The sequence below is a fragment of the Psychrobacter sp. H27 genome (assembly GCF_059072655.1).
This window is the reverse complement of the sequence record NZ_JCACRX010000001.1, coordinates 2382294-2396258: the sequence shown is the minus strand read 5'-3', so window position 1 is coordinate 2396258 and position 13965 is coordinate 2382294. Positions and strand designations below refer to the sequence as shown.

Genomic DNA, 13965 nt, shown 5'->3' with positions numbered 1-13965 from the left:
TCACTTGCGTCCGTCCATATTCAAGTCAGCATAACCATCGCCAAGCATACGTTTGGGCGCAATATATTCAAGTAGAAAATTTTCGGGGTTATCAGTACCGCAGTTGGTATTATAAACCATAATTTGATTAAAACCACCGACACAGTAGGTGTGATAGTCCTCAACTTCGAGATTATATACCGTCGTGGTATAAGGAATATAAGACTCTGTACCATCATCATGAGTGGTGATATTGTAGTTAGCGCAAGAAATATCCGTTTTTTGAAACTGACCAAAAGTTTTACGAATATTGTCCATATCAAATAGCGTGCCTTTACTTAGGCTTTCCTCCATACCTTCAATATCTTCCACAGCATGAGTATAATAAGGTGTGGCATGCATCCATGCCATATTACCGACCTGATCACTCCCGTACTGGTATAATGGTTTAGCAGCTATCACTGCATAATGATTACCATTTTCTGGATTCACTAGTATATCCCCAAACGTTAGCTGATCTGCACGTCTCCATTCAGGTATATCAAATAACGCTAAATCCTTTGGCGGTCCAATAAGTGAACGATCTCGATCAGTATGATATCCTTTACCCACGACCATAACGGGATGGTTTGGCGTGACACCAACATGGTTTGGTAACATCGCATAATGAATGTCCTGTATATCATCTATATCTGTTAGAGCGGGTCTAGTGATATCGATATATCCAACGTACCATATCTCTTTGTTTTCAAACTTAAAGGTTTTGGTCACTCGTTTAAAGACAGGCTCTCCGATACCATTTTCAGCTGCTGAGAGTACTTTGTCACCCACTTCGATATCTTGTATCGGTTTATAGCTAAACCTATTTGGACCCTCTACTCTGACTGATGTTCCTTTAACAAAACAACCAATTTCGCGCTGGCTGGCATCTTGTATTATTGTTTTCATAAAGCATCATCCAATGTTTGCAAGTGGTAGCGCCCAGCGCATCTATAAATCTCAGTTGAAGCTAAATCTACTCTCTAACCATAATCAAGAACTCTTCCTCACCTACCACTTTAACGCCCAATTTTTCCGCTTTGGTTAGTTTAGAGCCAGCCTTATCTCCTGCCAGTAGCGCCGTGGTTTTGGCAGAGATACTGCCCGAGACTTTTGCACCCAGCGCTTGTAGTTTGGCTTTGGCTTCATCACGCGCCATGCTATCGAGCGCTCCCGTGATGACCCACGTTTGCCCATCGAGTGGCAGCCCTTCGGATGCGACTTGCTCAACTTTATCCCAATGGACGCCAGCTTCACGTAGCGCTGTGATGACTTCGATATTGTGCGGCGCGCGGAAAAACTTATAGGTCAGCTCGGCAGTGATTTCACCGACATCTGGCGTTTTTATCAAGGTCTCAATACTGGCCGACATTAGACTATCTAAATCACCAAACTGTTGAGCAAAGTTCTGTGCTGTACCTTCACCGACACCACGAATACCCAGCGCGTAGATAAAGCGAGCCAATGTCGTGTGCTTGCTCGCTTCGATAGCATTGATGATATTCTGGACGGACTTTTCCCCCAGTTTCTCAAAGGTGACCATCTCATCCGCATGGTTGTGCAATTGATAGATATCAGCGACCGTTTTCACCAGACCATGCTCAAAGAAGCTAATGAGCCAACTCGCGCCAAGTCCATCGATATCCATCGCACGGCGCGAGACAAAGTGAATGAGCGCCTCAGTCTGCTGTGCTGGGCAAAACAGTCCGCCCGTACAGCGTGCCAATGCTTCGTCTTCTGGCAGCACCACAGGCGAGTCGCAGACAGGACAAGCCGAAGGTAAGGTTACTGGCTTGCTATCGGCTGGGCGCTGATCGTGCCAGACGCGTGTGACTTTGGGGATGACATCACCTGCCCGATGGACACTGACCGTGTCGCCTGCTCGTACATCCAGACGCTGAATCTCACCAAAGTTATGCAAGGTGACATTGCTGACGGTGACGCCGCCAACTTTGACAGGTTCAAGCTTACCGACAGGCGTGATTTGACCCGTACGACCGACTTGCCACTCGATATCGTTGAGACGCGTCATGACGGTTTCGGCAGGGAATTTATAAGCGGTTGCCCAGCGCGGCTCACGGGATAAAAAGCCAAGCTGCTGCTGTAGCGCAAGGCTATTGACCTTGATCACCATACCATCAATCTCAAACGGCAAATCGCCACGACCTTCTATCACAGACTCATAATAGGTCTGCGCGGCGCGTGGGTTGGCGACCACTTCTACGGCGCTGACGGTAAAGCCAAGCTCGGTGAGCCACGCCAGCGCACCTGATTGGGTGTCGATATTTTCAGGCAATCCTTGATTGACCGAATAGCCATAGAATGCGAGTGGACGACTGGCAGCCACGGCTGGGTCTAGCTGACGTAAGCTACCAGCGGCGGCATTGCGTGGATTGGCAAAGGTTTTACCTTCACTCTCTTCCGCCAATCGATTGAGACGCTCAAACCCTGCCTTTGGCATCAGTACTTCACCGCGCACTTCTAACAGCGCAATATCAGCCGCATCGGCAATCCATAATGGCAGATTACGAATAGTTTTGGCATTTTGCGTAATGTCCTCCCCTGTCTGCCCGTCACCGCGCGTGACCGCTTGCACAAATTTGCCGTGCTCATACTTCAGTGAGACTGCCAGTCCGTCAAGCTTTAGCTCCATCTCGTATTCAGGGTTTTGCTGCGAGACGCTCAGGCGATCATTGACACGGCGCATAAAGTCGCGCAAATCATCATATTCAAAGACATTGCCCAGCGATAACATCGGAATGTCGTGCGTGACTTGAGTAAAGGCAGATAGCGGCATATCACCGACTTGGTTAATCGGACTGTCAGGTTGTATCAGGTCTGGATAGGCTTCTTCGATTTCTAGCAATGAGCGACGCAGTTGATCGTATTCACTGTCTTCTAATAACGGATTGTCGAGTACATAGTAAGCGTAGTTATGCGTTTTGATCGCGTCGATCAGCGACCGCATTTTTGAGACAATCTCTGTATTGTTGCTGCTACTATCGGTTGAACTGGCTGTATTAGATGTCGCAGGAATTTGGTTTTCTACTTGAGCAGATAGATTTTTAGAATTATTTGATGAGGTAGCGTCAGTCATAGTCGGCGTCTTTTTTGTCATTCAAGATGCCGATATGATAACAAGTTTGCAGGATGCTCGGTATAGTCAATCCGATATAAATCAGATACTGTCTCAGGCTCGCTCAGTCTACTATGTGTAGTACTTACACTCACTTTGCTTGTATCTAACTTATCTTTAACCAACTCTAGAATCTTGCAGAAACTAGAGCCCACTAAAAAAGGCAAATAACGTTAATCGCTATTTGCCTTCTTTATGATTGCTTATGCTAGTCAGCTTTTAACTTTCGTAGCTTTTAAGCCCTTAGCCTTCATAATCACGAACTTGATTACGCAGCTGCTGCTTGTACTCAGGGGTGATTGGTTCGTTCTCTTCATCCAGCATAATCGCGTCTAGATCGCTTGCCATCATATAAGCAATGCTCATCATGCTATCGAAGCTACGCACGGCTTGTGGATGCGGCAATGATAAGAATACGACTACGCCGTTGTAAGTGTTGGTGGCAACACTATGCGGATCAAATGGCGCGATGCCGCTATCGGTGATACCCATCATACTAAACCACAGCATACCAGTGCCGTCTTTTTGCTCGTAGCGATGGAACATATTCATCGCCCCATAACGCAGACCGTATTTGTCAATCAACGCTAATAGATCGCGACCACGGATAGTTGAGGCTGGACGATCACGATACTGGTGCGGCAAGATGGTGATATTGATGTTGTCTTTGGCATTGATCAACGGTCCGTTTTGCGCATCATCGTCAGATGCGGATAGGTGCTGATCAAGTACTGGGCTATTATTCTCAAAGCTTGGTTCTTCTGCAGTGTCGATTGAGGGCATCAAACTATCTGTTGCTGACATCAGGCTTGAGAATGCATCAGGCTCTTGCTCGACTTGCATTTGGTCAGCAGCAGCTAAGAACTCGGTATCATCGCTACGTTGCTGCTCCTCTTGCCAGCGCGCATAGTCAGCGTCATCTATAACGTCATGCTCGGTATCTGCGACATGATTGCGCTCAGCCGTCAGCTGCGCATCGACATTGGTATGAGGCTGAGTCAGTGGCTCTTCTTCGACGACAGCATTGAGATAGCTGCGGTCAGGGCCGATACTCGTCTCGCCCGCGACCGTATCATCAAAGTCTGGCTGATCAACGATGTTGCGCTCGTGACGCGGTATGATAGGAATACCGTTTTTGTCATAATTGACCGCTGCCGCTTCAGCATTACCGCGGCGCTTAAAACTGCGAATGACCATAAACAGCCCTGCAAGCACGATAAACGCGGCAATGGCAATCAATATAAACTGAATAACGGTCATGATAAATACATCCTAGTATATATAACAAAAGGGAATACACAAACGAGCATAAATGGCAATATTCTAGCATGGCTAATCTATGTCGTCACCACATTGTGTACTTTATAACCAGTATGCTTGGCTAAGGTCAAGCTTATTTGCATTTATGCTAATGGATTGATTATATTTGCATTGCTCTGATTCTTATAACCTATTTGCTGTCGGGCTTTTGTATTAGCTCTCTACGTAACGCGCGGCCTCATCGAGCGATACACTGACTAGGGTAGAAATGCCTGCACTGGGCATCGTGATACCTTTTAGCTCATCAGCAATTTGCATCGTCAGTTTGTTGTGACTGATAAAGATAAACTGTAAATCATCTGCCAGCTCATGGATAAGACTGGTAAAGCGTGCGACATTGGCATCATCAAGCGGCGCATCGACCTCATCTAGCACACAGAACGGTGCGGGATGCTGCTTAAATATCGCAAAAATCAAACTCAGCGCAGTAAGGGTTTTTTCACCGCCAGACAGCACCGCTAAGCGGCTGTTGCGTTTGCCCTTCGGCTGCGCCATCAAGGTCAGCCCTGCACGCCATTGCTCTGACTTTGGCGTACCCGTGGGCATCTCGTCAGTGTTCAATGTTAGGCTAGCCTGTCCACCGCCAAATACCTTGGCAAATAAATTGGACAGCTCGTTGTTGACCGCATCAAGCGTCTGCATAAATAGCGTCTTAGTCGTCTCGTCAATAGAGGCAATCGCCTCGACCAACGTCTGCATACTTGCCGCAATATCTGTCGTCTGCTGAGCAAGTGGTTCTAGGCGCTCATTGACCTCAGCCAGCTCTGCCACTGCTGCCAAATTGACTGGCCCAATCTTACTTAAATTCTGGGTTAATTTGGCTTGCTCGGACTCTAGCTCAGCGATTTTGTCTGGACGGACGCGGCGATCATGAGCGATAAAGTCTGCCAATAAGTTTGAGACGCTCATGCTTTGCTGCTGTGTATGCGCAGCTTGTGATTGGTATTTATCACTCACACGAGCGTAAGCATCTAGGGCACTTTGCGTATGCACAATGGCATCGTCTAATCGTGCTGCGCTTAGCGCCAGTTCAGTTGCATGCTGGGCAAGCGCGCTCTGCTGCATTTGCAAGGTATTTTGTAAGGCATCAAATACCGTCTGCTGCTGAGCATACGTTTGTTTTAGTTCCATTAACACGCTATCGCGCTCGCTCAACAATACTTGCTGTGCATCGCGAGCGGTCTGTGCGCGCTGCAATGCGGCTTTTAGCTCTGGCAGTTTGGTCTGCTGCTGCTCATGACGCATCTGTAATTTTTGTTCGTTCTCTAATGACTTATCATATTGCTCGGTTGCACGCGTCAGACTGTTGATATTATTCTCTAGGCGTATCTCATGCTGCTGAATACGTAGCTGCAAGGCTTGCCATGCGTCATCATCAGCTTGCCGCGCACGGTTTAGCGCACTGCGCTCAGATTGTAATTGCTGGGTTGTCGCTCGTGCCTCTGCTATTTGCGGGGTGAGCGTAGCGATCTCGCTGTCGATATGCTGCTGCTCTTGCGCAAGCGTCTGTTGTTCTTGTACCAGTTCTTGCTTTTCCTGCTCAAGCGTCACCTCATCAGCGTTCAGACGCTGGCTATCCGCTTGCAAGCGCTCAGCTTTGGCGCGTTCGGTCGTCAGTTGCTGCTGGTATTTATGCTTATCACGGGTTAACTGTTCAGCTTGCGCGCGCGTTTCTTCTAGACTGACCATCAATGCATCATAGTCGCGCTGGTTTTTGGTGATGATTTTTTGCTGATTTTCGATGCTCAACTCTAGATCACCGAGTAGATCTTCTAACGTTTGTAAACGCGTACGCTGCGCCAAACGCTGGGTGAGGAACTGGCTACTGCTATCGTTTTGCTCATCCTGAGCACCAGCAAACTTACTTAGATTAACTGTTCCATGACGACTGATCATCCAACCATCGGTAGTAAGTAGTATCGCTGATGGTGGTAATGACTTTAGTACATCAGCAAGAGTATCAATCTCATACTGTTCAATGGTTTCAAACTGCGACGTATATATATAACATTGCTGCCATAGCGAGAGTAAAGGCTGAGTAATCAACTGCGATAATGGCAATACTTTATCAATCAAATTTTCTGGCAAGTCGCTGACAAAGGCATGGTCTTTGACTTCATTTTGCTCAGTAGGCAGCCACAGGCTATGGCTATGACCTGTTTCAACTGTTGCTTTGTCTTTGGTATTGGCAGGCTTATTTTGTGAGGTTTGGTACATTAGTAAATCATTGACGTTCGGCGCAAGCACTTGCCATAAGCTATCGGCTTTTTTAGCCTCACCATTCACATGATCAACGTGTGACGGATTGATTTGGTTGGCTTGTTGGTTAGAGGTCAGTACATGGCTATCTAGCCATAACGCTAAGACATTATCGAGTAGTTGTGCATGCGCTTGCCCTTTTGCACTCAGCTCAATCTGCTCACGCAAGGTGACGACGGCCAATTGCTGAGTCTGTAGATCATTGTTATATACATTGTCTGTCGAGGTAGCTTCAGTCTTTGTGGGTTTCTGCTGAGCTTGCTGTGTAGGTTTAGGATGTAGTATCTGATGCAAGGTATCGTATTCGCCTGCCAGCAGCGCATGGCGTTTTTCATCATCGCTTAGCTTGCGTTGCTGCGTGCTTAGGTTTTGCTGCAAATGATGTGCTTGCGGCTGCATGTCGGACAGCCGTTCGTCCACGCCATCCTTTTGACGTTCAATCTGCTGTAGCTGTTTGCTCAGTTCAGTAACTTGCTGCGCTAGCACCTGACTCAAGTCTTGCTTATCATCTGCCTGGTTTGTGCCAGTGTTAGCACTGTCAGATAATGATAGTGACTGCTGTAGCTGCTGCCAGAGATTCTGCCAGTTTTGCGCGCGGCGTTGCCATTTATCATGGTTTTGTTGATGGCGTTTTTGTGCTTGAGCATTAATCGCTTGCTGCTGCTCAAGTGTGCGTGCTTTATCCTGCAAGCGTGACAGCTGGTTTTGCGCGTCATGCCATGCGCGCTGCAACGGCTGCTCATTACGCTTATCATTATCGCGCTTACTGGTTAGCTCAGCAAGCTGTGGACGTAGTTCGTCTAGGGCGTTGTGCTGCTCAGTTTGCTCAGACTTTAAGTGCTCGGTGTCAGTAAGGGCTTGCTCACGCTGCTGCGCCAAGTGAGACCGTTGCTGCTCTATCGCCATCAGTTGTGATGTGGCATCACTTAACTGGTGCTCGGCGTTTTGGTAGCTGAGCTGCTGTTCGTAATGCGCGCTTTGGGCATCGTCTTTGAGCCACTGCTCTTGATTGATACGGGAAGTGAGCTTATCTTGCTGAGCTTTGAGCGTATCGTAGTCAGCTTGCAGCGTTGATACTTCTGCGGTACTTCGCTGATGCGCTATTTTTTGCTGCTGCTGATTGTGCTTGGCTTGATAGAGCTGCTGAATGGCAAGCTGCTGCTCTATATCAGCCAAGCTGAGAGAGATTTCTTCGTAACGCTGTGCGCTCGCTGCCTGTTTAGACAGTGTCTTTTGTTGGCGCAGTAGTTCGCTTTGCACATCATGTAAACGCGCTAGATTGTCTCTTGTTTTCTCAAGCTTCTTTTGCGTCTCTTCGCGGCGCGCCTGATAGCGCGAAACCCCAGCCGCCTCTTCAATAAACTCACGCAGCTGCACAGGGCTAGATTCAACAATACGCCCAATCATGCCTTGCTCGATGACCGCATAACTGCGCGCACCCAGCCCAGTCCCCAAGAACACATCAACCACATCGCGGCGGCGACAACGTGTGCCATTGATGAAGTAATCCGAGCGACCGTCTTTATTTACCTGACGGCGAACAGACAGCTCTTGGTACAAGTTAAACTCATGGCGAATGCCCGTCTGCTCATCTTGAGTATGCTCAAAAGTCAGCTCAACACTGGCGACGCTCTTGGCTGTTTTATCCTGCGTACCGGCAAAGATAACATCACTCATCGCCCCGCCGCGCAGCTGCTTGGCAGAGGTTTCGCCCAGCACCCAGCGAATGGCATCAATCACATTGGATTTGCCGCAGCCGTTTGGTCCGACGATGGCAGTGATACCATGACGAAAGGTAAAGGTCGTTGGGTTGGCAAAGGATTTGAAGCCTGCCAGCTTTAGGGATTTTAAACGCATGAATAGTCAGTTGATATGGCGGAAACAGGCGGCTATTCTACCTGAAATTGTTGTGAGTTTTTAGGGTTAAACCGCTAAGTGCATAAACGATTTTGATTGCAGGCTTTGGCGAAACCCTTGTAGTAGTTTTTGCTCTACTTGGCACACATCGTTTTCTGCTAGATAACGATCATTGAACGCAATCAATGATGACCACGTGAGACTGGCTACTTGCAGATGATCGACGATTTCCAATAGCTCTTGTCTCAATAAGTGCTGATACTTCTTAGGTCTTTTATGACACAGTGCCAGTTCTCGGTCGACGAGGCGCTGCTTGTTATACTCTAGCGCATCACCGCCAATAAATAACAGCAAAAATTTTGTGCCCTTATCGATAAAGCCGTTCTCGAGTAAATGCTCGTACATCACGCAGTACTTTAGAATTTGATCTGGGTTTTTTCGACCATTAAATTTTAGCTCATTGGCGATCAGTACATTTGACTGATGGTTATAAGCTAAGTTATCCATATACATTGCCTTTAGCGCTGTACTGGCTTCAAACAGTCCACTGTTGCCATGCGTCGACCATGTCTCATTTGATTTAAAAGTGATGAATTGCTGATAAAATAAGTCTAAGTAGGTATCACTACATAAGCTCAAAAAGATATCGAACTCTTTATTGAGATACTCTTCAGAAAAAAACATGACGCGGCGAGTGGCTTCTCTCGGATGGCAAATACCGATCCTTTGTGTTGAATAAGTCTCTAACCGCTCAGACTCATGCATCTTTGCAGTGAGCTTTTTGATGATAGCGTGTTCAATTTCTTCTACATCTTTACCCGCCAACTCTGGATCGGTCGCCCATTCGATGATTTGGCGTACATATTGCTTTTTGGTGATACCAAGAATCTGCTTTGGCTCCCACGCCAAAAACTCTACCATGTTCGTAAGACCAGTCGTCCATGATATCTGGTCTTTTAAGTGATGTATTGAGCCAAAAACACGGCGATATTTTTCTGCTGCTTTCATACTAAGAATATCTCATGGTTTACATTTTTTACGATAAAGATTTGAGATGGCTACAATATGCCCAGCCCACTCAATAACAACTGCCCTCCTGCAAATATCAGTAGTACGCCAAACGCGCGCTTAAGCATCAAGGCAGGCAATACGTGGGCAAGCTTGGCGCCCACCTTTGCCATCGCAAAACTGACCACTGAAATGCACAAAAACCCTGTGACATGCACAAACCCGATGGTGCCTTCAGGAAGGTTGACCACATCTTGACCGAACCAAGCAAAGCCAGCCGCACCAGCTAATGCAATGGGTAACCCGCACGCCGCCGACGTACCGACTGACTGCTTCATCGGTAGCCCCGCCCAGTTCAAAAACGGTACCGTCAAGCTGCCACCGCCAATACCAAAGATAGACGACGCCATACCAATACCCGTACCAGCGCCAAACTGCACACCAGCAGGGGGCAACGGTTTGCCTGTTTGCTCTTTGTTAGAAAAGAACAGCATCTTTAGGGCAACCAATAGCGCACCAAAACCAATGATAGCTTGTAGCGCCTGTCCATCAATCATATCTGCGATACCAGCGCCAACCAGACTACCGATGACTAGACCAAGCGCCATCTTGCGCCATACTTCCCAGCGCACACCGCCGCGTTTGTTATGAGCCGTCAGTGAGCTGATCGAGGTCACCACAATAGTCGCAAGAGACGTACCAATGGCCAAGTGGGTGATCACTTCTGGCGAAAAGTCATAAGCGGTAAATATCCAGACCAGTGCAGGCACGATAATCATACCGCCACCCACGCCAAACAGACCTGCACTGACCCCTGCAAACGCCCCTGCAATCACAAACCAAACATATAACATCATAGAAAAAACCTTTTATAATACTGACTGGCGCTATAGTACTCGCTTGCGCTTGAGCATGTTTAATTACATTTGCCAAACCTCAATGTGAGCTTTATGCTGTCTAATCGGTACTGTCTGACGATAACAATCGCCCAGTATATCAAAGTTTCCTCCAACCACATCGACTAAACTTATGCCACCACTCTCGAGTTTTTCCGCCTATTTATCTGAGCTCAACCACCGCCATGTCGTCAGTAGTGCCTCGACCAATAGCGAGCTAATAGAAGCGCTACAGGATGGTACGCTAGATGCTGCTACCGTACACGTTTTGACCGCGGAGACTCAAAGCGCTGGACGTGGACAACATGGGCGTTCATGGCAGTCGCCGCACGGCAATGTATATCTGTCCCTGTACCATCCTGTGCATACACCAATCAGTGGATTGTTGTCTTTGATTATTGGCCTTGAGCTGGCAAAGATGCCTGTCATCCAAATATTGAATGAGCAACTGCAAGCGCAAGGGTTAACTCCAGTAGGTGTGAAATGGGCAAATGATTTGGGCTTTTATCCCTCTCAAGAGGCTCATCGCATATCATCGGATAACGCCGCCGCACAGCAACAGCAACAGCAACAGCAACAGCAACAGCAACAGCAACAGCAACAGCAACAGCAACACACACTACCTTTTCAAAAACTCGCTGGCATCTTAATAGAACCAGTAACCAAATCTGGCAAATTGGTCGGTGTGGTGCTGGGTATTGGTTTGAATGTAAAAGCTGCGCCAACGCTCACCGCGCAGACCTCTGAAGGAATGAGTTATCAGGCGATAAGCTTGCAAGATATTCATGCAATGCTGCAGCCAGCAGCACAAACCACCAGCCTGCCAGACTTACAGATGCTGTATCAGCAGATGAGCAAAGCCTTGATGGCGGCGATGACACGCTTTGAGCATTTGGATATAGAAAAGCCAACAGGTCATACCTATTATTTAGACGGGTTTTTGCAGCAGTTCGCAGCAATGGACGCACTGGCAGGACTACGCCTACGCGTCACCCAAGACTATAATAATAAAAAACAAATCGTCACAGGAGTGGCGTGCGGTGTCGATACGCATGGGTGTTTGCAATTGCAGCAAGATAACGGTAAGATTTCTACGCTTTTTACTGGACGCATAGACGTTATTTATTAGGCTTAGATGACTATATTGATGAACCCCATCATTAACGAGCACCATCACTAACGAGCACTTTGTAAAGGGATTTTTATGCTCTGGCTTGATCTTGGAAACACCCGCCTAAAATATTGGCTTACCGATGATATCGGGCAAATAGTCGCACATGATGCCAAGCAGCACCTGCAAGCACCTGCTGAGTTGCTCATGGGTCTAACTGATCGCTTCGAGCGGTATGCACCTGATTTTATTGGTATCTCATCAGTACTGGGCGACGATCTCAATGCCAAAGTCTCAGATACACTTAGCCGTCTGAATATTCCGTTTGAGTTTGTTCATGTCGACGCTGCACATGCCCTTATGAAAAGTGATTATAACGATCAGCAGCTCGGCTGTGATCGCTGGCTACAAATGCTTGGGGCGGTTGATAAGAAAAAACGCCAATGCGTGATTGGCTGCGGTACCGCGGTGACTATTGATTTGATTGATCATGCTGAGCATTTGGGCGGTTACATCTTCCCTAGTATTTACTTGCAGCGTGAATCACTGTTTTCTGGTACCAAACAAATAACTATCTCTAACGGCACTTTTGATAGTGTTAGCCAAGGCGTGACTACCCAAGATGCGGTTCATCGCGGGATACTATTGTCCATTGTTGGCGCCATTAATGAGATTAGCCGTCGTCATCCCAACTTTGAGGTTATTATGACAGGCGGAGATGCAGCGACTATTGCTCAGCATGTCAATCGCCCCGTACGCTTGCGTGATGATTTATTATTAAATGGATTGGCGCGATATTTTGATTACCATAACAAACCATAGTCACTCACAGATAACGCAATTAACGCAATGTTATGCCCATAAAAAAGCAGCACGTCTAAAACGTGCTGCTTTTTTCCGTATTGTCTTTTGAAGATTAATTTTTATAAAACTTTAATCTTACTCAGCTAACTACTACACTGATATCGCTTTACTTGGTTTCGTTAAATAGCTCACGACCAACCAGCATACGGCGAATCTCGCTGGTACCTGCACCAATCTCATAGAGCTTGGCGTCGCGCCAGTAGCGACCTAGTGGATACTCGTTGGTGTAGCCATTGCCGCCAAATATCTGAATGCCTTCGCCTGCCATCCAAGTAGCTTTTTCGGCACACCATAGAATCACACTGGCGCAATCTTTACGCACTTCTCGACTATGACCAGCACCGCGCGCGTCCAACATATCCAAATTCTTGCCGACGGTATATAAGAAGCTACGACCCGCTTGCAGTATCGTATACATGTCTGCGACTTTGCCCTGAATCAACTGGAACTCGCCAATCGCTTGACCAAACTGCTTACGATCATGGATATAAGGTACAACATTGTCCATTACTGCTTGCATGATACCGATTGGACCTGCGGCCAATACGGCGCGCTCATAGTCTAGGCCACTCATCAACACCTTCACACCCTCATTGAGACCGCCTAAGATATTTTCGCTCGGTACGGTTACGTTATTAAAGGTCATCTCGCCCGTATGACTACCACGCATGCCGAGCTTGTCTAGCTTTTGCGCGGTGCCAAAACCTTCCATACCTTTTTCAACGATGAATGCCGTCATGCCTTTTGCACCCATTTCAGGGTTGGTCTTGGCATAGACCACCATCACATCCGCATCAGGGCCGTTGGTGATCCACATTTTGCTACCGTTCAAAATATAGCTACCGTCTTTTTCTTCTGCTTTGAGCTTCATGCTAACGACGTCTGAGCCAGCGCCTGTCTCACTCATTGCTAAGGCACCGATGAACTCACCGCTGATGAGCTTCGGCAGATATTTTTGCTTTTGTGCCTCAGAGCCGTTACGTTTAATTTGGTTGATACATAGATTAGAGTGTGCACCATAGCTAAGCGCTACCGATGCCGAAGCACGGCTGATCTCTTCCATCGCGACCATGTGTGCGACGTAACCCATGTTAGAACCTCCATACTCTTCAGGAACAGTAATACCATGTAGACCGAGGTCACCCATCTTTTGCCACAAATCCATGGGGAACTCATCACTACTGTCGATCTCGCTTGCGCGTGGGGCAATCTCGTTTGCTGCAAATTGCTGCACGACATCACGTAGGGCGTCGATATCTTCGCCAAGCTGAAAATTTAATCCAGGTAAACTCATAACCATTCCTTGTATATAAATGTTCTTAATTTTCGAATTTGAATCTGTTTTTTAAAGCCACTGTAACTGTATTTTTGCTACCGTTTTTAATGGTATAGTCCATTCAATGTGAGAGTATGGCAAGGCAACCGAGTGTAGATGTATATCAAATACTTCAAACAAGGTTAACGTTGTCATACCTTCACAGGGATTGACTATACTA

The 13965-nt window shown here is 47.3% G+C and carries 9 protein-coding genes; 2 read left to right on the top strand and 7 right to left on the bottom strand.

Annotated elements, in window-relative coordinates; translation table 11 throughout:
* From AC5JPY_RS09805 to AC5JPY_RS09780, 6 genes are all read right to left on the bottom strand, one after another.
* Positions 1–927 carry a Hint domain-containing protein gene (locus tag AC5JPY_RS09805; RefSeq protein WP_443525427.1) on the bottom strand — a complete coding sequence of 309 codons (927 nt, stop codon included), beginning with the start codon at positions 925–927 and terminating at the stop codon, positions 1–3.
* 67 nt (positions 928–994) lie between these two features.
* The gene (ligA, locus tag AC5JPY_RS09800; protein ID WP_493852390.1) at positions 995–3115 is read right to left on the bottom strand and encodes an NAD-dependent DNA ligase LigA; all 2121 of its coding nucleotides are present in this window, start codon (positions 3113–3115) and stop codon (positions 995–997) included.
* 282 nt (positions 3116–3397) lie between these two features.
* Positions 3398–4414: a cell division protein ZipA gene (locus tag AC5JPY_RS09795; RefSeq protein ID WP_443525426.1), complete on the bottom strand. Its 1017-nt coding sequence runs from the start codon at positions 4412–4414 to the stop codon at positions 3398–3400.
* A 213-nt stretch (positions 4415–4627) separates the two neighbouring features.
* Positions 4628–8590 (bottom strand): AAA family ATPase, encoded by a 3963-nt coding sequence (locus AC5JPY_RS09790; protein ID WP_443525424.1) that lies wholly within the window; start codon positions 8588–8590, stop codon positions 4628–4630.
* Positions 8591–8656: 66 nt separating this feature from the next.
* On the bottom strand, positions 8657–9598 hold the full coding sequence (locus AC5JPY_RS09785) for a hypothetical protein (RefSeq protein ID WP_443525422.1): 942 nt from the start codon (positions 9596–9598) through the stop codon (positions 8657–8659).
* Between the two features lie 50 nt (positions 9599–9648).
* Positions 9649–10452, bottom strand: coding sequence for a sulfite exporter TauE/SafE family protein (locus AC5JPY_RS09780; protein ID WP_443525557.1), 804 nt, complete (start codon positions 10450–10452; stop codon positions 9649–9651).
* 175 nt (positions 10453–10627) lie between these two features.
* Here AC5JPY_RS09780 and AC5JPY_RS09775 point away from each other — a divergent pair, with 175 nt between their 5' ends.
* Together AC5JPY_RS09775 and AC5JPY_RS09770 are read left to right on the top strand one after the other, a co-directional pair.
* Positions 10628–11623 carry a biotin--[acetyl-CoA-carboxylase] ligase gene (locus AC5JPY_RS09775; protein ID WP_443525420.1) on the top strand — a complete coding sequence of 332 codons (996 nt, stop codon included), beginning with the start codon at positions 10628–10630 and terminating at the stop codon, positions 11621–11623.
* 75 nt (positions 11624–11698) lie between these two features.
* Entirely contained in the window at positions 11699–12427 is a 729-nt protein-coding gene (locus AC5JPY_RS09770; RefSeq protein WP_443525418.1) for a pantothenate kinase, read from the top strand.
* Positions 12428–12575: 148 nt separating this feature from the next.
* Here AC5JPY_RS09770 and AC5JPY_RS09765 read toward each other — a convergent pair whose 3' ends face one another.
* A complete protein-coding gene (locus AC5JPY_RS09765) occupies positions 12576–13763 on the bottom strand; it encodes an isovaleryl-CoA dehydrogenase (RefSeq protein WP_493852389.1) in 1188 nt (395 codons plus the stop codon).
* Between the last annotated feature and the right edge of the window lie 202 nt (positions 13764–13965).